Annotated in this window: 22 protein-coding genes; 5 read left to right on the top strand and 17 right to left on the bottom strand. The window is 61.7% G+C overall.

The genetic code is table 11. The features are described 5' to 3' along the window. The first annotated feature begins 13 nt into the window (after positions 1-13). Both tal and DNK50_RS19215 read left to right on the top strand, forming a co-directional pair. Complete coding sequence (tal, locus tag DNK50_RS19210) at positions 14-937, top strand: transaldolase (protein WP_112195821.1); 924 nt, start codon at positions 14-16, stop codon at positions 935-937. Positions 938-1,072: 135 nt separating this feature from the next. Continuing rightward, positions 1,073-1,360: a DNA-binding transcriptional regulator gene (locus tag DNK50_RS19215; RefSeq protein ID WP_112195823.1), complete on the top strand. Its 288-nt coding sequence runs from the start codon at positions 1,073-1,075 to the stop codon at positions 1,358-1,360. Positions 1,361-1,388: 28 nt separating this feature from the next. On the opposite strand, the gene DNK50_RS19220 is transcribed toward DNK50_RS19215, so the two are convergent. Both DNK50_RS19220 and DNK50_RS19230 read right to left on the bottom strand, forming a co-directional pair. Continuing rightward, entirely contained in the window at positions 1,389-2,573 is a 1,185-nt protein-coding gene (locus DNK50_RS19220) for a sugar transporter (RefSeq protein ID WP_112195825.1), read from the bottom strand. A gap of 333 nt (positions 2,574-2,906) precedes the next feature. After that, complete coding sequence (locus DNK50_RS19230; RefSeq protein ID WP_112195827.1) at positions 2,907-3,905, bottom strand: bile acid:sodium symporter family protein; 999 nt, start codon at positions 3,903-3,905, stop codon at positions 2,907-2,909. An 85-nt stretch (positions 3,906-3,990) separates the two neighbouring features. Here DNK50_RS19230 and DNK50_RS19235 point away from each other — a divergent pair, with 85 nt between their 5' ends. Next, a complete protein-coding gene (locus DNK50_RS19235; protein ID WP_112195829.1) occupies positions 3,991-4,779 on the top strand; it encodes a helix-turn-helix domain-containing protein in 789 nt (262 codons plus the stop codon). 124 nt (positions 4,780-4,903) lie between these two features. Continuing rightward, positions 4,904-5,335 carry a hypothetical protein gene (locus tag DNK50_RS19240; protein WP_112195831.1) on the top strand — a complete coding sequence of 144 codons (432 nt, stop codon included), beginning with the start codon at positions 4,904-4,906 and terminating at the stop codon, positions 5,333-5,335. 8 nt (positions 5,336-5,343) lie between these two features. On the opposite strand, the gene DNK50_RS19245 is transcribed toward DNK50_RS19240, so the two are convergent. The 10 genes from DNK50_RS19245 to DNK50_RS19290 form a co-directional block, all read right to left on the bottom strand. Then, a complete protein-coding gene (locus DNK50_RS19245; protein ID WP_112195833.1) occupies positions 5,344-6,588 on the bottom strand; it encodes a zinc-dependent alcohol dehydrogenase in 1,245 nt (414 codons plus the stop codon). 83 nt (positions 6,589-6,671) lie between these two features. Continuing rightward, positions 6,672-7,790: a carboxylate-amine ligase gene (locus DNK50_RS19250; RefSeq protein ID WP_099586959.1), complete on the bottom strand. Its 1,119-nt coding sequence runs from the start codon at positions 7,788-7,790 to the stop codon at positions 6,672-6,674. A 5-nt stretch (positions 7,791-7,795) separates the two neighbouring features. Next, positions 7,796-8,743, bottom strand: a complete 948-nt coding sequence (locus tag DNK50_RS19255; RefSeq protein WP_112195835.1) for a class I SAM-dependent methyltransferase — start codon at positions 8,741-8,743, stop codon at positions 7,796-7,798. A gap of 11 nt (positions 8,744-8,754) precedes the next feature. Beyond that, positions 8,755-10,134 (bottom strand): iron-containing redox enzyme family protein, encoded by a 1,380-nt coding sequence (locus DNK50_RS19260; RefSeq protein WP_112195837.1) that lies wholly within the window; start codon positions 10,132-10,134, stop codon positions 8,755-8,757. Between the two features lie 265 nt (positions 10,135-10,399). Beyond that, complete coding sequence (locus DNK50_RS19265) at positions 10,400-12,142, bottom strand: ABC transporter substrate-binding protein (RefSeq protein ID WP_112195839.1); 1,743 nt, start codon at positions 12,140-12,142, stop codon at positions 10,400-10,402. A gap of 32 nt (positions 12,143-12,174) precedes the next feature. Then, a complete protein-coding gene (locus tag DNK50_RS19270; protein ID WP_014718862.1) occupies positions 12,175-12,447 on the bottom strand; it encodes a DUF2160 domain-containing protein in 273 nt (90 codons plus the stop codon). Positions 12,448-12,457: 10 nt separating this feature from the next. Further along, the gene (locus DNK50_RS19275) at positions 12,458-13,258 is read right to left on the bottom strand and encodes a carbohydrate ABC transporter permease (RefSeq protein ID WP_003232361.1); all 801 of its coding nucleotides are present in this window, start codon (positions 13,256-13,258) and stop codon (positions 12,458-12,460) included. 10 nt (positions 13,259-13,268) lie between these two features. Then, positions 13,269-14,135, bottom strand: coding sequence for a carbohydrate ABC transporter permease (locus DNK50_RS19280; RefSeq protein WP_099586963.1), 867 nt, complete (start codon positions 14,133-14,135; stop codon positions 13,269-13,271). Continuing rightward, a complete protein-coding gene (locus tag DNK50_RS19285; protein ID WP_112195841.1) occupies positions 14,132-15,229 on the bottom strand; it encodes an ABC transporter ATP-binding protein in 1,098 nt (365 codons plus the stop codon). The genes DNK50_RS19280 and DNK50_RS19285 overlap by 4 nt, the downstream gene beginning before the upstream one ends. Then, the gene (locus DNK50_RS19290; protein WP_099587036.1) at positions 15,229-16,323 is read right to left on the bottom strand and encodes an ABC transporter ATP-binding protein; all 1,095 of its coding nucleotides are present in this window, start codon (positions 16,321-16,323) and stop codon (positions 15,229-15,231) included. Before DNK50_RS19290 ends, DNK50_RS19285 begins: the two co-directional genes overlap by 1 nt. 237 nt (positions 16,324-16,560) lie before the next feature. Between DNK50_RS19290 and DNK50_RS19295 the strand changes: the two genes are divergently transcribed. Next, positions 16,561-18,387 (top strand): sigma-54-dependent Fis family transcriptional regulator, encoded by a 1,827-nt coding sequence (locus DNK50_RS19295; RefSeq protein ID WP_112195843.1) that lies wholly within the window; start codon positions 16,561-16,563, stop codon positions 18,385-18,387. 44 nt (positions 18,388-18,431) lie between these two features. On the opposite strand, the gene DNK50_RS19300 is transcribed toward DNK50_RS19295, so the two are convergent. The 5 genes from DNK50_RS19300 to DNK50_RS19320 form a co-directional block, all read right to left on the bottom strand. Continuing rightward, positions 18,432-19,364 carry a FecR family protein gene (locus tag DNK50_RS19300; protein WP_112195845.1) on the bottom strand — a complete coding sequence of 311 codons (933 nt, stop codon included), beginning with the start codon at positions 19,362-19,364 and terminating at the stop codon, positions 18,432-18,434. Then, positions 19,361-19,903, bottom strand: a complete 543-nt coding sequence (locus DNK50_RS19305; protein ID WP_112195847.1) for a sigma-70 family RNA polymerase sigma factor — start codon at positions 19,901-19,903, stop codon at positions 19,361-19,363. The genes DNK50_RS19300 and DNK50_RS19305 overlap by 4 nt, the downstream gene beginning before the upstream one ends. A 115-nt stretch (positions 19,904-20,018) precedes the next feature. Beyond that, positions 20,019-22,130, bottom strand: a complete 2,112-nt coding sequence (locus tag DNK50_RS19310; protein WP_112195849.1) for a TonB-dependent receptor domain-containing protein — start codon at positions 22,128-22,130, stop codon at positions 20,019-20,021. Between the two features lie 181 nt (positions 22,131-22,311). Continuing rightward, positions 22,312-22,707, bottom strand: coding sequence for a GAF domain-containing protein (locus tag DNK50_RS19315; RefSeq protein ID WP_244643483.1), 396 nt, complete (start codon positions 22,705-22,707; stop codon positions 22,312-22,314). Positions 22,708-22,836: 129 nt separating this feature from the next. Next, positions 22,837-24,150, bottom strand: coding sequence for a methyl-accepting chemotaxis protein (locus tag DNK50_RS19320; RefSeq protein WP_099586970.1), 1,314 nt, complete (start codon positions 24,148-24,150; stop codon positions 22,837-22,839). Between the last annotated feature and the right edge of the window lie 67 nt (positions 24,151-24,217).

Raw genomic sequence — 24,217 nt, forward strand, 5'->3', positions numbered from 1 at the left:
GAGACAGCCGCTCATGACGTCCAAGCTCGAACAACTCAAGCAATTCACCACCGTGGTCTGCGACACCGGCGATCTGGAAGCCATCAGCCGCCTGCGCCCGGTGGACGCCACCACCAACCCGTCGCTGCTGCTCAAGGCCGCCGCCATCCCGGAATACGCCGAGTTGCTGCGTAACGCGGTGAGCGTGTCCAAAGGCGATGTCGACCTGGCCTGTGACCGTTTCGCGGTGTCGGTGGGTTGCGGCATTCTCAAGGTGATTCCGGGGCGTATCTCCACCGAAGTCGACGCACGCCTGTCCTTCGACCAAGACGCGCTGTGGGCCAAGGCCAACCAATTGATTGCCCTGTACGACCAGTCCGGTGTCGGCCGCGACCGTGTGCTGATCAAACTGGCGTCCACCTGGGAAGGTATCCGCACCGCCGAGCGCCTGGAAAAAGCCGGCATCCAGACCAACCTCACCCTGCTGTTCTCCTTCGCCCAGGCCCAGGCCTGCGCCGACGCCGGGGTGTTTTTGATCTCGCCGTTCGTGGGCCGCATCTACGACTGGTACTGCAAGAGCACCGGCCTGGACTACACCGGCGCCGAAGACCCGGGCGTGCAGTCAGTGACGCGCATCTACAACTACTACAAAGCCAACGCCATCCCGACGGTGGTGATGGGCGCCAGCTTCCGCACCCTCAGCCAGATCGAACAACTGGCCGGCTGCGACCGCCTGACCATCAGCCCGGACCTGCTGCAAAAGCTCGCCGAAGATAACGCCCCGCTGGAGCGCAAACTGCAACCGGGCGCGGCGGGCGAAGCGCGTCAGCCGTTGAACGAAGCGCAGTTCCGTTGGGCGTCGAATGAAGATGCGATGGCCACCGAGAAGCTGGCGGAAGGCATTCGACAGTTTGCGCGGGATCAGGAGAAGTTGGAGAAGGTGTTGGCGGCGTTATAGAACTCAAAACCCGCTTACATATGAATAGATGATCCGTCTCCACTGATTGCACCAGTATTGCCGACCGGTAAGTCAATGGCGTACAAATGATGAGCGCAAAACATTGAAAGCCATCATCGAACACTGGAGATAACCATGAGCAAATTCTTCGATGGGCTGATGGAAAGCGTGCAAGAAATGGATGACATCATTCGAGGAGAGCGTCAGCCCTCGCGTGAGTTCACCGTCAACGCGCTTCAAGTAAAAGAAATCCGTAAGGCAACCGGACTGACCCAGGCGAAGTTCGCTGCGATGATAGATGTCCATCTGGGCACGCTGCGCAATTGGGAACAAGGACGGCGAGAACCCACAGGGCCGGCTAAAGCGCTACTAAGGGCGATTCACAATGACCCGGTGCATGTGTTGAACGCCCTGGCGTTGTAACCCAGCAGAACAAGGCGTCGGGACCGTATCAGGCCCCCGCCACCCCCGTCCCAAACCTGCGAATCGCCAGGCAATACCCCGCCAACGCCACCGCCGCCAGCAACCCGCCCGCCACGCCGATCCAGGCGAAGCCGAAGTGGCTGCCGACCCAACTGCCCATCAGGGCGCCGCCGCCGATGCCGATGTTGTAGATGCCGGAGAACATCGCCATGGCCACATCCGTGGCGTCCGGCGCCAGTACCAGCACTTTGGATTGCATGGCCAGGCCGAAGCCCATGATCGCCATGCCCCAGAAGATGCTCAGGATCACCAGGTACGACTCGGCACCGCTCAGGGGCAGCATCAGCGTCAGGCACGCGGCCAGGATAAACACCGCGCCGACCACAAACAGGTGCGGGTTGAAGCGGTGCACCAGGCTGAACAGCAACGAGCCGATGATGCCCGCGCCGCCGAAGACCAGCAGGATCAGGGTCACGGCGCCGCCATCCATGCCGGCCACGCCTTCGACGAAGGGTTCGATATAGCTGTAGGCGGTGAATTGCGCAGTCACCGTGAGCGCGGTCAGCACGTACAGCGCCACCAGCGCCGGGCGCTTGAACAACAGCGGCAGGCTGCGCAGGGAGCCGGAGTTCTGGCTCGGCAGCGGCGGCAAGGTGCGCGCCAGCCAGAACACCAGCCCGGCCGCGAAAACACCGATGACCAGGAAGGTGGTGCGCCAGCCCATGGCTTCGCCGAGCAGACGACCCAGGGGAATCCCCAACACCATCGCCAATGACGTACCGGTCGCCAGTAACCCCAGGGCCTGCACCTGCTTGCCTTCCGGCGCCAGGCGCACCGCCAGGGACGCGGTGATCGACCAGAACAACGCATGGGACAAGGCAATGCCGACGCGGCTGACCATCAGCAAGCCAAAACTGTTGGCGACGCTGGAGAGGATATGGCTGACGATAAACATGCCGAACAGCACGATCAGCAATTTGCGCCGCTCGACGTTGCGCGTCAGCAGCATCACCGGCAGCGAGGTCAGGGACACGATCCAGGCGTAGATGGTGAGCATCAGGCCGACGCTGGACACGGGCATGTCGAAGCTCGCACCGATGGCGCTGAGCAGGCCGACCGGCACGAATTCGGTGGTATTGAACACAAACGCGGCCAGCGCGAGGGCGATGACCGGTTGCCAGTTGGCTTGGGGGGTTGCGGCTGAAATGCTCATTGAAGGGCGAGGTACTCTGGCGATGATCGAGCGGCCACCCAGGACAAGCGCCGCCGCCCGACATTCTATAGGTTTCTCGGCCGGCTGTTGACGCTCATCCCCCTCAAAATACCTTCAGTTTTGTCACGGTGCGGTCACGGTGACCACATAGTTCCCGGACTGAATGGGCTTACCGGTGCTGTCTACCACCCGATACCGCTGGTCGTAATATCGCCCGCTGCCGCTGTCGGCCACCAGCCTCACGTTGCCCGCGGCGTTGACCGTGGTGACCGGCCGTACGTCGAACTGACTGCCTTGTCGCTTTAAGGAATGACTGATAGACAGGCCCGACCATTAAGGCTCCACCCGTCCCATCAACTCGGGAATGCTCTCCGGCCGGTTTGCGTACCGCTGCGCCAACGCCGCACAGACCATCAATTGAATCTGGTGAAACAGCATCAATGGCAGGATCAGCACGCCCATGCTCGCCCCGGCAAACAGCACCTGGGCCATGGGTACGCCGGTCGCGAGACTCTTCTTCGAGCCGCAGAACAAAATGGTGATGCGGTCCTCCTGACTGAAGCCGAACGCCTTGCCCAGCACGCTGGAAGCCACCAGCACCAAGGCCAGCAGCACACAGCAGGCGACCACCAGACCACCCAGTTCCCACAGCGGGATCTGGTGCCAGATGCCTTCATTGACTGCCTCGCTGAACGCGCCGTAGACCACCAGCAGGATCGAGCCCTGATCGACAAATTTCAGCCAGGCTTTGTTGCGCCCGACCCATTCGCCGATCCAGCGGCGCGCGATTTGCCCTGCGATAAATGGCAGCAGCAACTGCACGCTGATTTTCAGGATTGCGTCGACGGTGGAGCTGCCTTCACCGTGCACATTGAGCAACAACGTCACCAGCAACGGCGTCAGGAAGATACCGAACAGGCTCGACGCCGCCGCGCTGCAAATCGCCGCGGGGATATTGCCCCGCGCCAATGAGGTGAAGGCAATTGCCGATTGCACGGTGGCCGGCAAGGCACAGAGGTAAAGCATGCCCATGTACAGGTCTTTGCCGATCAGCGGCGACAGCACCGGCTTGAGCGCCAGGCCCAATAAGGGGAACAGCACGAAGGTCAGGCTGAACACCAGCAGGTGCAGGCGCCAATGGCCGGCACCGGCGACGATGGCCTGGCGCGATAGCTTGGCGCCGTGCAGGAAGAACAGCAGCGCGATGGCCAGGTTGGTGACCCAGCCGAAAGCCACGGCGGTCTGGCCGCTGGCGGGCAGCAAGGACGCGAGGATCACCGTGGCGATCAGGGTCAGGGTGAAGTTGTCGGGCAGAAAACGGGGGCGTGTCATAAGCAGATCTTCCAGGGGTTGCCAAGAGCGTCACCGCGACTATAACGTAACGGCCTGTTACCGACTAACGCCAATGAGCCAGTAAATGCCGCCTAAAGGACAAGACAAGACCGTGCGCCGCAGTATCCCCGGGCTGTCCAGCCTGCCACGGCCGGTATATGGGCGAACTGAATCCTTGCCCAATCGCGCGTTGACCCGGCGTCACAGTCACCCGTGGGTGCAATTGTCTTACGCGATTTCCGGGGTGCTGGAGATCCAGACCAGCGCCGGCCGTTTTGTCGCGCCGCCGCAACGGGCGGTGTGGATCCCGGCGGGCATGCCACACCGGGTGTACAGCTCGCCCCACACTGAAATGCGCAGCTTGTATCTGGATTGCAGCGTGACCGCCTGGGCCTCGCAGCTTTGCCATGTGCTGGAGGTGAGCAGCCTGTTGCGCGAATTGATCCGCAGCTTCAGTGAAGTGCCGGTGGAGTATGCCGAGGACGGTCCAGATGGGCGTCTGGCCCAAGTAGTCCTGGACCAACTCGCCGCCGCGCCCCACGTGGACTTGATGCTGCCCCTGCCCCTCGACCCGCGTTTGCGCCACATCTACCGCAGCCTCAACCTGCGCCCGGAGCAACAGACCACCTTGGGGCATTGGAGCGAAAAACTGGGGGTCAGCGAAAAGACCCTCAGCCGCTTGTTCTTGAAAGACACCGGCCTGACCTTCCGCGCCTGGCGCCAGCGCTTGCGACTGTTGAGCGCCCTGCCCGCCCTGGAGCAAGGCGAGCGGGTGACGGATGTGGCGCTGGGGTGCGGGTATGAGTCGACGTCGGCGTTTATCAATGCGTTTCGGCAGCAGTTTGATGCCACACCGGGTGAGTTCTTTCGGTGAGCCCTCACACCCTGAATACCCCCGACACCCTCCCGCTCTGCGTGGAAATGCTGTTCCACACTTCGCCCGGCTGCTATTGTGCCGCGCTTTGAAAAATGGCCACCGACCTGCGAGGAAATGCACGTTGAACACTGACGAAAAAATGACCGGGGACCTGTTCGAGGTCGATAAGCGCCTGTCACTCAAACCCGTGGTGGACTTCAACACCTACCTGCGCAGCGCCTTTGGCGACGGCCCGTGCACCTGCATCCGCTGCACCGCCAGTGGCGGCGACGAAAGCGGCTATGCGTTCCAGCACATGTTCACCTTCGACGGCAAACCCACCCACCGTCGCTTCGCCTCCACGGCGGGCAGTGATGTGTTGATGGCGTTGAAGAGGGCCTGGTTGTCTTACACCAAGGCCGAGTTGCCGCTGAGCGGCGTGCTGACGCTGGAAACGGTGAAAGAGTTTGTCCAACCGCAGTTGCACAAACGCCTGGCACCGCTGTTTCTGGCCAGCGGGTTGGTCAAGGCGGTGGACACTGAGCTGCACCTGCAACCACAAGCCGCCGCCTGACGGGCCAGCTAGGCCGGGCGGGCAGCGCCCACGTTGAACCCTGGGGTCAGCGTGTCCAGCGGCTCAGCCACTGGCCGCTCGTCGATCCCCGGCAGCAGGATGACCTTGCGGCAATCCTCTTCGCCCTTGTCGAACAGCTCATAACCTCGCGCCGCCTGCTCCAGTGACAGGCGGTGCGTGACGATCGCCTCGGGGTTCAGGTGCCCCAACTCAATATGCTCCAGTAACTCCGGCAGAAAACGCTGCACGTGGGTCTGGCCCATCTTGAACGTCAGGCCCTTGTCGAACGCGTCGCCAAACATGAACCCGTGGATAAACCCGGCGTACACCCCCGCCACGCTGACCACCCCGCCGCGGCGCACGGCGGCGATGCACTGGCGCAAGGCCTTGCCGCTGCTGCCTTCGATCTTGAGCGTGGTCAGGATGGTTTCGGTGGTACTGCCCTTGGCCTCGAAGCCGACCGCGTCGACCACCCCATCGACGCCGCGCATGCCGGCGGTCTGGCGGATGATGGTGTCGGCGGGATCATCGTCTTGCTCGAAGTTGATCGGGATCACGCCATACATTTTCTGCGCGTAGGCCAGGCGGTACGGGTGGTCGTCGACCATGAAAATCTGCTCGGCGCCCAGCATCTGTGCGCACGCGGCGCTGAGCAGACCCACCGGCCCCGCGCCATAAATCGCCACGCTTGAGCCCTGCCCGATCTCGGCGTTGGTCACCGCCTGCCACGCCGTGGGCAGGATATCGGAGAGGAACAGCACCTTTTCATCCGCCAGCAAGCCAGGCACCTTGAACGGCCCGGTATTGGCCTTGGGCACGCGCACCAGTTCGGCCTGGCCGCCGGGAATGCCGCCGTAGAGACGACTGTAGCCAAACAGTGCCGCGCCCGGTGGGATCGCCTTTTTATTCAGGATCGCACCGCGCCCATCGTTGGTGGTTTCGCAGGCGGCAAACTGCTGGAGTTGGCAGAAGAAACAATCGCCACAGGCGATCACAAACGGGATCACCACCCGGTCGCCACGCTGCACTGCCGTCACCGCCGGGCCGGTCTCTTCAACAATGCCCATGAATTCATGGCCGAAAATATCTCCGTGCTCGACCGTGGGGATCTTGCCCCGGTACAGGTGCAGGTCCGAGCCACAGATCGCCGTGGCCGTGACCCGCAGAATAATGTCGTCGGCTTGCTCAATGATCGGATCGGGCACCGTGTCCACCTGCACCTTGTGGGCGCCCTGGAAAGTCATCGCTCGCATGCTCTGCGCTCCTGCTCTTGAGGGATTTATTATTAAGGGCCACACAGACGGCGAGTGTTCACTTGGCCTGGGCCAGCACCCGATCAATGGTCAGCGCGGCTCTGGGCCAGCAGACGGTCGACCACCTGTTGCAGGCACGCAAACGCTTCGGCGCCCGAAGCCTGGGCGGCGGCGTGGCAGTGCAGTTGCTCGACAGCGCTGTTACCGCCGTCCAGCAACCTGTGCAAGGTGTCAAACAGCTGCGGCTCCCCCAGGGCGTCAGCGGTGGCCGCGAAAGTGCGTTCGGCCTGTTGCAACCACTGCTCGGCAGTGCCCGTTGCGCCGTGATCGTCCAGCGCAAAGGTGCCGGCAGCGCCGTAGCGCTTGGCCTGCCATCGGTTTTCCTGGAGCAGCCAGCGGCTTTCGGCGGTGAAGGCCACACCGGGCGATGGCAGGCCACAGGCATGGGTGACCATCACGCGGTAAAACGTGGCCAGGGCCAGGGCGTCGGCCATCCTGGGGCAAGCATCGGTCATGCGCAGTTCCAGGGTCGGGTAGCGCGCCGCCGGGCGAATGCCCCACCAGCCGTTGCCATCGGCCTTGATCGCGCCGATGCGTTGCAGCAGTGCCAGGTACCGCTGATACGCGGCCCAATCGGCAAAGTGTTCCGGCACGCCCATGCGCGGCCATTCATCACAAACGGCCTGGCGGTAGCTCATGAACCCTGTGGGCGCACCGTCCCAGAACGGCGACGAGCAACTGAGCAGCAACAACAATGGCAACCAGGACGAAACCTGATTCATTACCGCAATACGGTCCACATCCGTCGGCACCGCGACATGCACATGCAAGCCGCACAGCACGCTGCGCCGCGCGACATGCTGGATAGCGTCGAACAATTGCCGGAAATGCGCGCGCTCCGTGGGCGCCTGCTCCCGCCAGTCAGCCAACGGATGGCTGCCGGCACACACCACACCCAGGCCGAACTCGCCGAGAGATCGGGCCAGGTCATGCCGCACCGTCGCCAGGTACTCCGCCGCCTCATGGCTGGTGTGGAACACCGGCGACGCCACCTCGATCTGCCCTTGGAACATTTCATCCGCAAAGCCTGCGCCAATAGCCTTCCGGCAGGCGGCCAAGACCGCCGCCGAAGGCTCGGCCAGCATGCGCCGGGTGTGCAGGTCGGTGATGAAATACTCCTCCTCGATGCCGAAGGTGAGCATCGACGTCAACGCAGGCGCGTAACGGTGAGCGCGACCACGGCAATCCGCTCGACACGCTCGTAGCCCGGCTTGTCCAGCTCTTCGCCAAACACGTCGGGGTCAAGCTCGCGGTAGGTCCAGCCATAGGCATGGCTGCCGAGCAATGGTTTGACGGCCGCCAGGAACGGGTCCTCGCCACCAGCAACGATCGCCACGCCGGTGTACAACACCAGGCTACCGCCCAGCGCCAGGCGCCCCATGGATTCGCCGACAATGCGCACCGACAATTGCTCGCCCAGTGCGCCGCCGCCATGCCGATATGCACGCTGGCGGTCGTCATTCATATAGGGCGGGTTGGCGACGATAAGGTCGAACTCGCCTTCGACGCTGCCCAATACATCGCTGTGGTACGCGACCACATTGGCCAGCCCTGCCAACTCGGCATTCACTGCGGTCAGGCGCAACGCGCGCGGGTTGATGTCCACCGCCAACACCTCGGCGTCGTGCCGTGCCCGAGCCACCACCAGTGCGCCCACGCCCGCGCCGCAACCGATGTCCACCGCGCGCTTGATCGGCTCGAAACGCTGTTGCAGATGCGCTTCAATCAGGCGCGCGAAGCGGTAACTGTCGGGCCCGAAAAACACCGCATCCGATTGGGTCGTGGGGTACGCCGAGTGAACGAACAACAGGTCATCCAGGCTCGACCAGCGCACGGCGCTGCGCCACAGCGAATCGTGCTTTTCGATCACGTCGGCCTGCTGCAATTCTTCGCAGAACGCCTCGGGCAACAGCGCGCCGTCAAACGGCATCGACCAACCGAACGCGTCGCGCAGGTCCATTGCCAGCGGCGTCGCCAGGCGCTGGAAGACCCGTTCATGGGTCATGGGCGTCGGCGTGATAAAGCGGTAGCCGCTCTCCTTCAAGCCCCGGCCCAGGTTGAGCAGTGCGCGATCAGCGAGTTGTTGTGCAGACATGGGCAAATTCCTTAGCGCAGGCGCGCGCGCAATTGGATAAACCGGCGAGTGGCGTACAACCCGGCGGGCGTGCAATGGCGCCGCGCCGACAGCCAGGGAATCAGCGCGTTGAGCTGCTGTTCGTCGGGCAGTTTCCACAGCGAGTCCACGAGCGCCTGGGTGTCAGGGTCGGCCGGGCGGTGCTGTTCCTGGGAAAACCGGCTGGAGCGCCCACGCCTCACCGGCGCCACGCGCTGGTCGCTGATCCACTCGCCAGCAATCCAGTCATGTAACACCTGTTTTTCATAGCCGCTGAACACGCCGAACATCGCCGCGCCCGCGCCCTCGATGAGTTGCCAGAAGCGACTCTCGGCCGGGTCCTGATTGCGCTTGATCCACCCCTTGTCCTGCAACGCCTGGAGGAACGCGCCGACCTGCCCCGGCTGCGCCAGCCACTGGTTGACGGTCTTGCCTTCGAAGCGGCAATAGTCCGAATGCATGTGCTGGCCGAAGGTGCGTTTGCGTTCGAGCATCGCCACCACTTCAGCGTGCAGGTCGAACTGCTCGATAACGGCCGTGGTGCCCGGGCCAAGGTCATTAAGGCGATAACCCTCGGCCACGCGGCGGTAGAAGTCCGCCCTGCCCTCGCCCAGCGGCAGCAGGTTCAACACCGACTGCGCCGCCTTGCACGCGTGGCCGCTGCTGGCGTTGTCGATGGTGACGTGCAGGGTGAAGTAATACGGGTCGATGCCCAGCTCGCTCAGCTCATACGAAGTGATCAACAAGTGCAGCGGCAACTGCTCGTAACCCAGGTTGTAGCCGATGACCTGCGGCAGGAATTCCTCGGCACACAGGCCCAGGGCCAGTTGCAGCGCGCCCTGCAGGTAGTGTTCGTCTTCGACGCCCGCGTCGCTGTCGGCGTCGTGATCACTGAGCAACTTGCGGTAGATCACCACATGGTTCTGCGCGGCTTCGCCGTCCCCCAACTCTTCAAGATAGGTGCTGAGCAGGCCGTCAAAACGCTGGTCTTGCCAGTAATGCAGCAGTCCATACAACCACGCCCCGTCGACCTGTTTGGTCGGCGCCACACGTTGCAATACGTACAGTGCATGGGCTTTGTTCTGGAAGTAACGACGCGGCCGGCCTTGCTGGCGCTGCTCAAGGTAATCGGCGTAGTCCTGAGCGACCGCAGCACAACGCTGCTCAACCCAGGCCAAGAGCTGTTCCGGCTCAGCGGGCAGCTCGTTGGTGGCATCCTGTACCTGGGCCAATTGGGTTTGCAGGAACTCGCGCGCCACGCTCTCGGCGTTCGGCGCTTCGCCATACAGGTGTTGATAAACCCGCTGATACTCTCCGTAGCCCGAGTGATGCATAGAGGCCAGTTGGCCCGACAGCGCCGTTAATAGCGTCATAATGGCAGTTCCCGCAAAGTCCGAGACAACGCCCCTTCAACAAGAGGCCCCGCAAGAGCGCTCAAAATCACGCGCTTCTGAAGGAAAGAGCATCGGGGCTGGCGGAAAATTCAATCGGGATTCGAACATGCCTGATCAGTGGCGCCCGTTCGCCGTACGCCTCATGTGCCGCCATGAACACGCCCTCGGCAGTCCACGCCGCGGATTGCGGAGCAGCAGAAAAACAAAACGGCACCTGAGTGCCGTTCTGCCCAACCCTACATTTTTACTTGCGCGCCGCCTCCCACGACTTGAGCAGGTCGTTGTAGCTAACGGTCTCGCCTTTCGGCTTCTCGTTCGCCAGTTTCGGTTTTGGCGCGCCCGGTTGGTCGAACCAGTATTGCGCGTCACGCTCGGGGTTCATTTTCGGGCCGCACACCGGTTGCACTTTGGAGCGTTCCAGGCGCGTCATGATCGCGTCCTGTTCCTTGGCCAGGTTGTCCAGCGCCTGTTGCGGGGTTTTCTCGCCGCTGGCGGCCGAGGCGATGTTGCTCCACCACAGCTGCGCCAGGCGCGGATAGTCCGGCACGTTGGTACCGGTTGGCGACCACTCGGTGCGCGCCGGGCTGCGGTAGAACTCCACCAGGCCACCGAGTTTGGGGGCCATGTCGGTCATGGCTTGCGAGTTGATGTCGGACTCACGAATCGGCGTCAAACCGACGATGGTTTTCTTCAGCGAGACGGTTTTGGACGTCACGAACTGAGCGTAGAGCCAGGCCGCGAGTTTCTGCTTCTCGGGCGTGGACTTGAGGAAGGTCCAGGAGCCTACGTCCTGATAGCCCTTCTTCATGCCCTTTTCCCAGTAAGGTCCGACAGGCGACGGCGCCATGCGCCATTTCGGCGTGCCGTCGGCATTCACCACCGGCAGGCCAGGCTTGACCATGTCGGCGGTAAACGCGGTGTACCAGAAGATCTGCTGGGCGATGTTGCCTTGGGAAGGTACCGGGCCGGATTCGGAGAAAGTCATGCCCGCCGCTTCCGGTGGCGCGTAGGCCTTCATCCAGTCCACGTATTTCTGCGTGGCGAACACCGCGGCCGGGCCGTTGGTGTCGCCGCCACGGGTCACGCTGGAGCCCACCGGATGGCAGTCCTCCACGCGAATGCCCCACTCGTCCACCGGCAAGCCGTTGGGCAGGCCTTTGTCGCCGCCACCGGCCATGGAGAACCAGGCATCGGTGAAGCGCCAGCCCAGGGACGGGTCTTTCTTGCCGTAGTCCATGTGCCCATAAATGCGCTTGCCGTCGATTTCCTTGACGTCTTCGCTGAAGAACTTGGCGATGTCTTCATAGGCCGACCAGTTCACCGGTACGCCGAGGTCGTAGCCGTATTTTTCCTTGAACTTGGCTTTCAGTTCCGGACGCTCGAACCAGTCGGCGCGGAACCAATAAAGGTTGGCGAATTGCTGGTCGGGCAGTTGGTAGATCTTGCCGTCCGGCGCGGTGGTGAAGGACAGGCCGATAAAGTCCTTGAGGTCGAGGGTCGGCGAGGTGAAGTCCTTGCCTTCGTTGGCCATCAGGTCGGTGATCGATTCGGTCTTGCCATAGCGAAAGTGCGTACCGATCAAGTCGGAATCGTTGACCCAGCCGTCATAGATGTTCTTGTCGGACTGCATCTGGGTTTGCAGCTTCTCCACCACGTCGCCTTCCTGCAGCAGGTCGTGGGTCAGCTTGATGCCGGTGATTTCACTGAAGGCCTTGGCCAGCACCTTGGACTCGTATTCATGGGTGGTGAGGGTTTCCGACACCACGTTGATCTTCATCCCACGGAACGGTTCCGACGCCTTGATAAACCATTTCAACTCTTCGAGCTGCTGGGCTTCGGTGAGGGTGGACGGTTTGAACTCGCTGCCGATCCATTTCTTCGCGGCATCTTCGTACGCATCGGCCCAGGCCGAAGCGCTCAAACCGCTCAGGGCCAGTACGGCGGCCAATGAAATGCTATGTCGCAGCTTATTGTTCTTATTCAACATAGAGACCTCCTGGTTGTTTATTCATAAGGGCACTAGCCCCAACGCATCACACTCAACAGCCATACCAGGGAGAGCGCGGACGCCACCCAGATGCTCCAGTCGGTAACGCCGATCACCAGCAAATGCAGGTAGGCGCTGCCGAGAAGACCGATAAACAAGCGATCACCACGGGTGGTGCTGATCGGTAACAAACCCCGCCGGGGGATGCTCGGCGAGCGCAGTTCCCAGGTGGTCATGCCCGCCAGGATCAGGGCGATACCGCCGAAGAACAGTGCAGTGGGGGTGGTCCAGGCCATCCATTCCATCATCGACTCCTCAGACCCGGCCCAGGGCAAAGCCCTTGGCCACGTGGTTGCGAACAAACCAGATCACCAGCATGCCCGGCAGGATGGTCAACACCCCCGCCGCTGCCAGCACGCCCCAATCGATGCCAGACGCCGACACCGTACGCGTCATCACCGCCGCGATGGGCTTGGCGTTGACCGAGGTCAGGGTGCGCGCCAGCAGCAGCTCGACCCAGGAAAACATGAAGCAGAAAAACGCGGTGACACCGATGCCGGAGCCGATCAACGGGATGAAAATTTTCACGAAAAACTTCGGAAACGAGTAGCCGTCAATGTAGGCAGTTTCGTCGATCTCCTTGGGCACGCCGGACATAAAGCCCTCAAGGATCCACACCGCCAACGGCACGTTGAACAGGCAGTGGGCCAGGGCCACAGCGATATGCGTATCGAACAGGCCGATGGACGAATACAGCTGGAAAAACGGCAGCAAAAACACCGCCGGCGGCGCCATGCGGTTGGTCAGCAGCCAGAAGAACAGGTGCTTGTCGCCCAGGAAACGATAGCGCGAGAAAGCATAGGCTGCCGGCAGCGCCACGCTCAGGGAAATCACCGTGTTCAGGCTCACGTAGTACAGCGAGTTGAGATAGCCGGTGTACCAACTCGGGTCGGTGAAGATCACCTTGTAGTTGGCCAGGGTGAAATCCTGAGGAAACAACGTCAGCCCGCCGAGGATTTCGGTGTTGCTCTTGAAGGACATGTTCAGCAGCCAGTAGATCGGCACCAGCAGGAACAGGATGTAGATCAGCAACGGGATTAGCTTGCGTTTGCTCATGTTGGCGACCTCAGCGGTTGGCGTCGGAGTGGGTCATGGCGGTGTAGAACAGCCAGGACACCAACAGGATGATCAGGAAGTACACCAGCGAAAACGCTGCCGCCGGGCCCAGGTCGAATTGGCCTACGGCCATCTGGGTCAAGGTCTGACTGAGGAAAGTGGTGGCGTTACCCGGTCCGCCGCCCGTCAGGACGAAGGGCTCGGTGTAGATCATGAAGCTGTCCATAAACCGCAGCATGACCGCGATCAGCAGCACGCTCTTCATCTTGGGCAGTTGGATATGTCGGAAAACTGCCCAGGCCGATGCACGATCAATCCGAGCGGCCTGGTAGTACACGTCCGGAATCGCCCGCAACCCCGAATAGCACAGCAACGCCACCAGTGAAGTCCAGTGCCACACGTCCATCACCAGCACAGTGACCCAGGCATCCGCCGTATTGGCCGCGTAGTTATAGCTGATGCCTACCGCGTTGAGGCTGTACCCCAGCAGGCCGATGTCGGCACGACCGAAGATCTGCCAGATCGTGCCCACCACGTTCCACGGAATCAGCAACGGAATCGCCAGCACGATCAACACCAGCGACGACCAGCGACCCTTGGTCGGCATGGTCAGGGCGATGGCGATGCCCAGGGGAATTTCGATCAACAGCACGCAGGCTGAATAGATGAACTGGCGCAGCAGCGAGTCGTGCAGCCGCGGGTCGAGCAATACCTGCTTGTACCAGTCGGCGCCGACAAAGTAGCGGCTGGACTGGTCGAAGATGTCCTGCACCGAGTAATTGACCACCGTCATCATCGGGATCACCGCACTGAACGCCACCAGCAGGAACACCGGCAGCACCAGCCACCAGGCCTTGTTGTTCTGCACCTTGTTCATGGCCGCACCTCCAGCAGGTAATCGTCGGCGTAGAGCATCAGCCATTGCGCGGGAAAGCTGATGGACGCCGTGCCTTCAGGCACCGGTTTGTCTTCGGCCAAACGCACTTTCAAGGTGGCGCCATCGAGGTTGAGGGTCATGATCTTGTAGGTGCCAAGGTCTTCCAGATGTGTGACGCCGGCCTGCAGGGCGTCGGGGTTGTACTCGTCCCACACATGGATAAATTCCGGGCGGATACCCACTTGCAACTTCTTGTAGTCGGTGCTGGCAATGCGTTGTTGCAACGCATCGGGCAATGGCAAGTGGGTGCCGGCAAACCGCACCCCGCCCGCCTCGGCCTGCACTTCGATCAGATTCATCCCAGGGCTGCCGATAAAGTAGCCGACAAACGTGTGGCTCGGCCGCTCGAACAGCTCCCGTGGCGTGCCGAACTGCACGATCTGCCCGCCGTACATCACCGCGATTTTGTCGGCGAAGGTGGAAGCCTCCAACTGGTCATGGGTGACGTAGACCATGGTGATGTTGAACTGCTCGTGGATCTGCTTGAGCTTGCGCCGCAGTTTCCATTTGAGGTGCGGGTCGATCACCGTCAGCGGCTCGTCGAAGAGGATCGCCGAGACGTCGTCGCGCACCAGGCCACGGCCCATGGAGACTTTCTGTTTTTCGTCGGCAGTGAGGTTGCGCGCTTTCTTGCTCAGCAGGGTTTGCAGGTCAAGGACTTCGGCAATTTCCTGCACCTTGCTGTGAATTTTCGCCTCGGCCATGCCTTGGTTGCGCAGTGGGAAGGCCAGGTTGTCGAACACCGTCATGGTGTCGTACACCACCGGGAACTGGAACACCTGGGCGATGTTGCGCTTCTCCGGCGTGAGGTCGTTGACTACTTTGGTGTCGAACAGCACCTGGCCTTCAGACGGGCTGAGCAAACCGGAGATGATATTGAGCAGGGTCGACTTGCCGCAGCCTGACGGACCAAGCAAGGCGTAGGCACCGCCCTGCTCCCACACGTGGTTCATTTCCCGGATCGCGTAGTCTTCCGGTCCGGTCGGCGTAGGGTTATAGCTGTGCGCCAGGTTCTGCAAATGGATCTCGGCCATCACGCAACCCTCGCGACACGGCGTCCGGGAGCCTGGACCAAACGGCCCTGACCATCGAACACAAACAGTTTATGGGTGGGGATATACACGCGGATCGGCGCGTCAACGTCGTACTCATGCACCCCCGGCAAATGCAGCACCAGCAGGAAGTGTTCGCTGCGCACGTGCAGGAAGGTTTCCGAGCCACTGATTTCGGCGACTTCTACGGTCACCGCCAGCTCAAGGTCGTCGTCGTTGCTCGGCACCAGGCTGATATGGCTGGGGCGCACACCGAAGCGAAAATCGCCTTCGCCGATGGGACGCAGGTCAACATTGAGTGGGAAATGTACGAAATTGGCGAAGCTCACTTCATTGCCACTGATACGCCCCGGCATCAGGTTGATCGGTGGCTCGGAAAACAGCTCGGCCGCGAGCACGGTGTGTGGCTGGTGGTAAACCTCGGCAGCCTTGCCACTCTGGATCACCCGGCCTTCGTGAAGGATGGTGGTAGTGCCGCCGAGGGCCAGGGCTTCGTTGGGTTCGGTAGTGGCGTAGATCGCAATGGTGTGGCGGGCCTGGAACAGCTCGCGCATTTCCTGACGCAGCTCTTCGCGCAGTTTGTAGTCCAGGTTCACCAGCGGCTCGTCGAACAGGATCAGTTCGGCATCCTTGACCAGGGCGCGGGCCATGGCCGTGCGCTGCTGCTGGCCACCGGACAGCTCCAGCGGGTGACGCTTCAGGAACTTCTCGATGCGCAGCATCCGAGCGGTTTCCAGCACCTTGCTCTGGATCACCTCGTTGGACACACCGGCCTGACGCAACGGCGAGGCGATGTTCTCGAACACGGTCATGGTCGGGTAGTTGATGAACTGCTGATACACCATCGACACGTTGCGCAGGCGCACCGGCTTGTGGGTGACGTCGACGCCATTCATCAGGATGCGACCGCTGTCGGGCTTGTCCAGGCCGGCCATCAGGCGCATCAGGCTGGTCTTGCCGGACAGGGTGCGACCGAGCAGCACGTTGAAGGAACCGGGCTCGAAACGCAGGGTGGCATCGTCGATCCAGGTTTGGCCTTCGACGACGCGGGAGACATGTTCCAGGGTCAATGACATGACACGACCTTTTTTATTATTGGAATGAATCTGGCCAGTCGTCAGAGCGAATTTCGTGCCAAAACCGGCAGGTGCTTGATCCACAAGGAAATGGGACATATGGGATGTTCGGGAGTGAACAATCGGGCTGAACAACTGAACACTTCGAGGGTTGACAATGAACAGTTCTGAACAACACTAATGGGGCCCCCGCGCCTGCGGGGCCCCATAAAAACAATAAAAACAGAAGGTCGCCCGATGGCCGAACCCTTGGCTCACGACACCATCATCCAGGACTCCTGGCGCCGTTGCCGCGCCTTTGGCCTGGACCACCAGAGCACGCCCAGCTTCGATCAACTGCCTGCCGAGGGCATCAGCCAACTACTGGAAAGCCAGCATTCCCTGGTGCAGACCACCCACCAGGAAGTCCTGCCCTACTACGAGAACATCCTCAGTAATTCCAATTGCCTGATCATGCTGGCCGACAACCAGGGCCAGGTGCTGACCTCGTGGGGTACCCAGCGGTTTATCGAGCCCAAGCTGGCCCGTGGGTTCAGCGCCGGTGCCAGTTGGAAGGAACGCTCCAGCGGTACCAATGCCATCGGCACCGCGCTGGCTTGTGCCCAGGCGGTGCATATCGAACACGACGAACACTTCCTCAAGGCCAACCGTTTCATGACGGGTTCGGCAGCGCCGATCTTCGATGCCCAGCGCGAAATCATCGCGGTGCTGGATGTGTCCAGCGACAGCTACCTGCCGCCCTCTCACACCTTGGGCATGGTCAAGATGATGAGTCAGACCGTGGAGAACCGGCTGATCCTCAACCTGTTTCGCGGCGAGCATTTCCAACTGACCTTCAACACCGGCCTGAGCAACCTGGACAGCCAGTGGGCGGGCCTGCTGATCTTTGATGACAGCGGCCAGGTGCTGTCGGCCAACCGTCGCGCCGACAACCTGCTGGGCATCAGCCTGTCGCGGGTAATGATCGACAGTTTGTTCAAAGTGTCGCTGCTGGAACTGCTCAACCAGCCGGAGGGCTTGCCGTTTTCGTTGCAGGCGGCCGGGCGCAATCGGTTTCAGTGCCTGTTGAAGCGCCCCAAGCAGATGCCGGTGCAGGCGCGTGTGTTCAGCGAGCCGGTTATGTCGAAGCCGGCAGCCATTGGCCTCAAGACCCTGCATTTTGGCGATATGCGCGTGGAGAAAGCCGTGCGCCAGGCCGAGCGGTTGCTGGAAAAAGACATCCCGCTGCTGATTCATGGTGAAACCGGCGTGGGCAAAGAGGTGTTCGTCAAAGCCCTGCACCAGGCCAGTTCCCGCAGCCAGAAGGCATTTATCGCGGTGAACTGTGCGGCGATTCCCGCTGAGCTGGTGGAATCGGAGCTGTTCGGTTACGAGAAAGGCGCGTTCACCGGCGCCAATCAGAAAGGCAGCATCGGCCTGATCCGCAAGGCCGACAAGGGCACGCTGTTTCTCGATGAGATCGGCGATATGCCGCTACCGACCCAGGCGCGCCTGCTGCGTGTGTTGCAGGAGCGTTGCGTGCAACCGGTGGGCAGCAGCGAGTTGTTCCCGGTGGATTTGCGCATTATCTCGGCGACCAACCGCGCACTGCGCGAACAGGTGCAGGCCGGGCGTTTTCGTGAGGATTTGTACTACCGCATCGGCGGCCTGACCCTGGAATTGCCGCCCTTGCGCGAGCGGACCGACAAGCAGGCGCTGTTCCAGCAACTGTGGCAACAACACCGCGAGCCCACCCAATGGGCCGGTTTGAGCGCCGAGGTGCTGGCGCTGTTCGAGCAGCACCCGTGGCCGGGGAATTTGCGCCAGGTGAGCAGCGTGTTGCAGGTGGCGCTGGCGATGGCCGAGGAGCAGCCGATAAGGCCGGAGCATCTGCCGGATGATTTTTTTGTGGACTTGAACGTGCCTGCGCCGCTGCCGACCAGTGAGTACCTGGACGACAGCATTGACCTGACCCAGCGCTTGAAGGCGGTAGGCGGCAATATCTCCCACTTGGCACGGGAGTTGGGGGTAAGCCGCAACACTTTGTACAAACGCCTGCGCCAAGGCAATGAATGCCCCCCGTAGAGGCCCACAGATCGCAGGGTGTCAGTACGTCAGCTACGGCAGGCTCAGCGCGGCTTGACCACTACCAGCAAGTCGGTGAAGTACTCCACTTGGATCGGCAGGTTGTCCGCCAGGGTCGACAAGGCCGCTGCCGTGTCGTCCAGCTTGAATACGCCGGACACACGCAGGCCGCGCAGGGCCTGTGGGTCGAAGCGGACCATGCCGTGGCGGTAGCTGGCCAGGGTTTGCAACACTTCGCTCAGGGGCTGGTCGTTGACGGTGAGTAGGCCACGCGTCCAGGCGTCCGGATCGGCATTGCCGACGGTTTGCGCGGGCGTTGCGCGCCCATGGTCGAGGACGGAACGCTGGCCGGCGCTGACTTTGACGCCCTCCTCTGCCTCACCTTTGACCGCCACGCTGGACTCGATCACCGTTACCACTGTCGTGCCGTCCGGCGCACGCTTGACCAGGTAACGCGTACCCAGTGCGGTCGCCGTGCCTTGGTCGGTGCGCACCACGAACGGCCGCTGCGCATCTTTGGCCACGTCTACCCACAGCTCGCCTTGCAGCAGTTCGATCACCCGTTGGTGGCCGTCGAATTTCACGTCCACCGCCGAGTTGCTGTTGAGCTGCAACTGGCTGCCGTCTTCGAGAGCGATCTGGCGACGTTCACCGACGCCAGTACGCTGGTCGGCCATCCACACCGGCAGGTGCTCCAGGCTCAGCCAACCGCACAGCGCGATACCGAGCACACCCAGCACCTGTGCGCTGCGCGCCCGTTGCGGGGCAAATGCGCGATTCAGGGCGCGGCGCGCCGGTTGTGCGGGCACGCTGTCGAGGCTGCCCCATAACGCACGCATGCGCTCGATGGCCACGGCGTGGCGCGGGTCGGCCTCGCACCAGGTGTTGAAGGCCTGACGGTCGGCGTCTGTGACGTCCTCGTCGTGCAGGCGTGTCAGCCAATTCGCTGCTTGCTGGATGATCTGTTCGGTGTTCATGACAGTGGGTCGGCCGCGTGCAGGCTGTGATAGCAATGCACCAGGGCGCTGGAGATGTAGTTTTTAACGGTACTGGGGGACACTTCCAGACGCACGGCGATTTCGCTGTAGGTCAGGCCGTCGAGGCGACTCAACAAGAACGCCTCGCGGGCCTTGGGCGGTAAGCCGGCGAGCATTTCAGCAATGCGTTCCAGCGCTTGCAGGGCAACGTGGATCGCCGCCGGGTCGGGCATGCCGGCGTCTTCGCACTGGATGACCAGCGCCTGCATGTAGGCTTTTTCGATACGACGACGACGGGCACCGTCGATGAGCAAGCGTCCCGCCGTGGTGGCCAGGAAGGCACGGGGTTCCTTGATCGCTTGCGGTTCGGCCAGCATTAATACACGGATGAAGGCGTCGTGGGCCAGGTCGGCGGCGTGCTGGGAGCAACCGAGTTTCCTGCGCAGCCAGCCATGCAACCACCCGTGGTGCTCGCGGTACATCGCCGTAAGGATCTGCTGACGCGCTGAGTTGCCCAGCGCGGCCGGAATGTCATGCATGCGCAAAAATTTCTCAAATGGGAAATGTTACCAATTGCGCAAACAATGCCAGTAAAACGATGTCGGGGCAAGGGGCTCACATCCTGTAAAAGCGCCCTCCCATCGGTATGTCCTCTTAGCGCCAGCTCCATGAAACGCCGGTGTAGATACCACGCCCATCTGCCGGTGTAGAGCGCGCAACATCCAGGCCTTTGTCGTCGTAACCCGGCGTGACAGTGTTGGCGTAACGGCGGTTGGCGAGGTTGCGCAGATCGACCCAGGCTTGCCAGTCCTGCTTGGGCGCGTCGTAGCCGAACGTTGCGCCAACAATCGTATAGGCCGCGGCGTAGTAGGAGTTGGCGTAGTCCACCGCCACTTTTGATGAGTGCTCGGTGTTAAAGCTGGTGTAGAAACCGGTCGGGTGGCTGTAGCGCAGTTGCGCCTGGTAGTAGTGTTTGGGGATGCCCGGCAAGGTGTTGCCACCGAAACGGTCGTCGTCGCGGTAGTGGAAGTCGCTGAAGGTGTAGGCCTGGCGCAGGTCGAGTTTGCCGTTGCGGCCGCCGTCCCACAATGGGTTGAGCAGGCCCAGTTCCACGCCTTGGTGCACGGTGGGGCTGGCGTTGGATTCGGCGACGATGGCATCGCTGGTTGCGGTCTGGGCCTGGGTTTCCACGGTGAGCAATTCGTGGCGCACTTCGGAGCGGTACAGCGCCAGGTCCCACTGGCCGAGCCAGGCCTCACCGCGACCGCCGACTTCCAGGGTGGTGGCGGTCTGGTTTTTCAGGCTGACGCCTTCACGCGCCATGCCTTTGGCAGGACCGCTCGTAAAATACTTGTTGGAACCCCAGATCATCGACCACGCATGCGGCGGCTCGACGGAGCGACTGAGGTTGCCGTACACCTGCAATTGCGGGTTGAAGTCATAACGCAGGCCGATGCGCGGCGCGTAGTCCCAATCGTGCTGGCTAAGCGGTGCCTGGCCTTCGGGATAGGTGACCTCGGTTTCGCGGCGGGTGTAGATGGCGGCCAGGCCGGTGGTCAGCCACAGGTCCGGCACCAGTTCCAGGTCGTTGCCGATGTGCAGCACGGTGTCGGAGCCCAGATAGCTGTAATCGCGGGTCTTGGTGCCGGGGGCATAAATGGCCGTGTTACCGGCGGGAATGCGCACGTATTCGGCGCCGCCATTGTTGGGCATCGCCTGGGTGGTGCGCAGGCCGAGGGTGGTTTTGCTGTCGTGGCCGAACACCGTGTCCTGGCGGATGTAGTTGAGGGTGCCGCTGACGTCGGTGTAGGCGACTTTCATACGGATAGTGCCCTCGCGCAGGTCCATCGGGTAATCGTGGTACGCCAGGCCCACTTCAAGGCGGGAGTTGTCGTCCAGTTGCAGGGTGGTTTTGTTGGCGATCCAGGTGGAGCCAGGTTGCAGGCGCTTGGAGTCGCGCGCAGCGTTGAGGCTGTTGGCGGCGCGTGGGTCGTGGCTGATCTGGCTGCGAGTGAGTTTGCCGGGGGTGTCGTTAGTGGTTTCGCGATAACGGAAATAGAAGCGGGTTTCCAGGTTGGGGTTGAAGCGGTAGCCGAAGTTGGCGGCCACGCCCTTGCCTGTGGCCGCGCTCTGGCGCTGGTAGCCGTCGGATTGCGAGTCGGTGAGGCTGATGTAGTAGTCGGCGTCGCCCAGCACCTGGCCCGAACTGATCTCGCGCTGGGCATAGCCACGGCTGCCCGCCTCATAGCGCACTTGCAGCTTGGGAGCGTCGTAGCCCGTTCGCGTGACGTAGTTGACCGCACCACCGAGGGCCAACGCGCCCTGATCAAAACCGTTGGCGCCGCGCAACACCTCGACCCGGCTTTGCCACAGCGGGTCCTTGAGCTCATAAGGGGTGCCGCCGGGGCCGGTCAGCGGCAGGCCATCGAACATCTCGTAAAGCCCCGACGCATGGGAGCCAGGGCTGCGGTTGAGGCCCGACCCGCGAATCGACAGTTTCACCCCTTCGTTGTTCGCCGCCTTGGCGTACACCCCCGGCTGGTACTTGAACACATCTTCGTTGGTGCTCACCCGCCCCTGCTGCACGCTGCCCATGTCGATGTAATTGGTGGCGCCGGGCACGCTCTTGAGCTGCGCCTGAGCCACTTCGCCCGCACTCGCTTCAGCCGTGGTGACTTCGACCGGTGCCAATTGCAGGTCTTCGGCGTGCACCAGCGAGCTTAAGGTCAAGGCAGCAAACAGGAATGGAGGTTGGCGCAGCAGCATGGGTGGGTCCTTGGAATTCGGGGGCGTGAACGGCAGGGCCATCACGCGAACAGTGATGGGAAGCCAACGATGCCCGGCAAGTCACGCCTTATTAACGGACCAGCCCCTTCCCACAACAGTGTCGGACCGATTTTATTTACAAGGAAATAAACGATCTAACGCTGACTCAGATAGCCCGAAGTCAGGCCCTGCTGTACTGCAATTCCAGAGTGGTGCTGATCAGCCGGGTGAAAATCGTGAGTATCTCGACCATTTGCGGGTTCTCGAGCTTTTTCGGCAACACGTCCAAGGCGCACAAGGTGCCGAAGACGCTGCCGTCGGAGAAGACAATCGGCAGGGAGATGTAGCTTTCGAAGCCATGTTTACTGGGCAAAGGATTTTGCCAGAACACCGGATCCTTGCTGGCGTGTTCGATAATGATGGGCTTGGGATTGGCCCGCAGACCGTTGCACAGCGTGGCTTCAAGCTGCAATTCATGCCCGACCTCCACGCCAAAATGCAGCTCGTCGTACACCGCGCAGGCCACCCAGTGGGTGTCGGTCATCTTCGAGATCGCCGAGAAGCGCATATCCGTCAAGCGCGTGGTCAGGCGCAGGATATTGGACGCTGTTTCTATCTCGGCGATGACCGCCAGTTCTTCAGGGGTTAAAGGTTTGATAGCACTCTCCTGATTCTCAAATCAAAACCAAGCAGCCCTATGCCTGGGCTATTGCAGCTCGTTCGCAAAACGCCCCACTGCGTTCACCACCTGCTTGGCGCCACCCTGGATCTCCGTGATGACGGCGCCAGCCTGGTTGGCCAGTGTCAAGCCTTGCTCAGCCTGCTCGCGACTGCTGAACATCTCGGTAATGGCTTCGTCGGCGAGGCGCTGGTTCTGTTGGACCACGCTGACGATCTCTTCGGTTGCCGTGCTGGTACGGCTGGCCAATTGCCTTACTTCATCCGCCACCACCGCGAATCCACGGCCCTGTTCACCTGCACGAGCAGCCTCAATGGCGGCATTGAGTGCAAGCAGATTGGTTTGCGCGGCGATGCCGCCGATGGTCTGCACAATCGCGCTGATCAGCAGCGACTGTTTGCCCAGCGCCTCAATGCTGCCGGTGGCGGATTGCATTTGCAGGGCAATGTTTTGCATGGTCTGCACGGTGTCTTGCACAACCGCCGCGCCGCGTTCGGCCGTGACGTCGGTTTGTAAAGAAACCTCGTAGGCAACGCCGGCGGCGGCCTTGACCTCGGACTCGCGCAAGACCTGGTCGGTGACCACACTGGCAAACTTGACCACTTTGCACAGCTTGCCCTCGGCGTCGTGCACCGGGTTGTAGGTGGCTTCGAGCCAGACCTCGTTGCCGCGGCTGTCCACACGCTTGAAGCGGCTGGCAACAAATTCGCCGCGATTGAGGGTTTGCCAGAACGCGGCGTATCCGCTCGAAGCGGCCTCCTGCGCGGTGCAAAACAGACTGTGCTTTTTGCCGACGATCTGATCGAGCGTATAGCCCATGGCGTCGAGAAACTGGGTATTGGCGGTGACCACCGTCCCATCCAATCTGAACTGAATGACGGCCGTCGAGCGGATCAACGCGTTGATAAACGCTTCGTTTTCCTTGGCTTGCTCAATGGCGCGACTGACCTCGATGCCGTAGCCCTGGATTTGCGACAGCTGACCGTCACGCGCGTTGATCGGGCACCAGGTGAGGTTGATCCAGGCCAGGCTGCCGTCACTGCGCAGGAAGCGGTAATCGTCGCTCACCGGCTCGGAGCGGGCGACTGCTGCATTGAAATCACGGAAACAAGGTAAATCCCTGACGTAAGGCGGAACAATTTCACTCAAGAGACGGCCCTGCAATTGCTCGCAGGAGTAGCCCAGGGTCCGGGCAAAATCCTCGTTGACGGCAATGAGCCGCATGTCGGCATCCAGGCATATTGAGAGCATGCCGCGGTCATACTGCGTAACGAGCTGTCGCAATTGGAAAAGCTCGTCGTCCCGGTCCTGCAGATCCTTCTTCAAGCGGCGATTGAACATGGCGGCGTCCCTGAGGTAGTCATCACTGCATCGGCCATGCGGCCTGCGGCTTGAGCATAGGCCGATG

The sequence above is a fragment of the Pseudomonas sp. LG1E9 genome (assembly GCF_003290225.1).
Taxonomy (GTDB): Bacteria; Pseudomonadota; Gammaproteobacteria; order Pseudomonadales; family Pseudomonadaceae; genus Aquipseudomonas; species Aquipseudomonas cyclaminis.

Coding starts and splice junctions, on each gene's coding strand:
- DNK50_RS19290 (WP_099587036.1), bottom strand. CDS start 16,323: ATGTCATTGACCCTGGAACATGTCTCCCGCGTCGTCGAAGGCCAAACC.
- DNK50_RS19230 (WP_112195827.1), bottom strand. CDS start 3,905: ATGACACGCCCCCGTTTTCTGCCCGACAACTTCACCCTGACCCTGATC.
- DNK50_RS19310 (WP_112195849.1), bottom strand. CDS start 22,130: ATGCTGCTGCGCCAACCTCCATTCCTGTTTGCTGCCTTGACCTTAAGC.
- DNK50_RS19320 (WP_099586970.1), bottom strand. CDS start 24,150: ATGTTCAATCGCCGCTTGAAGAAGGATCTGCAGGACCGGGACGACGAG.
- DNK50_RS19270 (WP_014718862.1), bottom strand. CDS start 12,447: ATGGAATGGATGGCCTGGACCACCCCCACTGCACTGTTCTTCGGCGGT.
- DNK50_RS19285 (WP_112195841.1), bottom strand. CDS start 15,229: ATGGCCGAGATCCATTTGCAGAACCTGGCGCACAGCTATAACCCTACG.
- DNK50_RS19275 (WP_003232361.1), bottom strand. CDS start 13,258: ATGAGCAAACGCAAGCTAATCCCGTTGCTGATCTACATCCTGTTCCTG.
- DNK50_RS19280 (WP_099586963.1), bottom strand. CDS start 14,135: ATGAACAAGGTGCAGAACAACAAGGCCTGGTGGCTGGTGCTGCCGGTG.
- tal (WP_112195821.1), top strand. CDS start 14: ATGACGTCCAAGCTCGAACAACTCAAGCAATTCACCACCGTGGTCTGC.
- DNK50_RS19295 (WP_112195843.1), top strand. CDS start 16,561: ATGGCCGAACCCTTGGCTCACGACACCATCATCCAGGACTCCTGGCGC.
- DNK50_RS19300 (WP_112195845.1), bottom strand. CDS start 19,364: ATGAACACCGAACAGATCATCCAGCAAGCAGCGAATTGGCTGACACGC.
- DNK50_RS19255 (WP_112195835.1), bottom strand. CDS start 8,743: ATGTCTGCACAACAACTCGCTGATCGCGCACTGCTCAACCTGGGCCGG.
- DNK50_RS19250 (WP_099586959.1), bottom strand. CDS start 7,790: ATGCTCACCTTCGGCATCGAGGAGGAGTATTTCATCACCGACCTGCAC.
- DNK50_RS19260 (WP_112195837.1), bottom strand. CDS start 10,134: ATGACGCTATTAACGGCGCTGTCGGGCCAACTGGCCTCTATGCATCAC.
- DNK50_RS19235 (WP_112195829.1), top strand. CDS start 3,991: ATGCCGCCTAAAGGACAAGACAAGACCGTGCGCCGCAGTATCCCCGGG.
- DNK50_RS19305 (WP_112195847.1), bottom strand. CDS start 19,903: ATGCATGACATTCCGGCCGCGCTGGGCAACTCAGCGCGTCAGCAGATC.
- DNK50_RS19265 (WP_112195839.1), bottom strand. CDS start 12,142: ATGTTGAATAAGAACAATAAGCTGCGACATAGCATTTCATTGGCCGCC.
- DNK50_RS19220 (WP_112195825.1), bottom strand. CDS start 2,573: ATGAGCATTTCAGCCGCAACCCCCCAAGCCAACTGGCAACCGGTCATC.
- DNK50_RS19215 (WP_112195823.1), top strand. CDS start 1,073: ATGAGCAAATTCTTCGATGGGCTGATGGAAAGCGTGCAAGAAATGGAT.
- DNK50_RS19245 (WP_112195833.1), bottom strand. CDS start 6,588: ATGCGAGCGATGACTTTCCAGGGCGCCCACAAGGTGCAGGTGGACACG.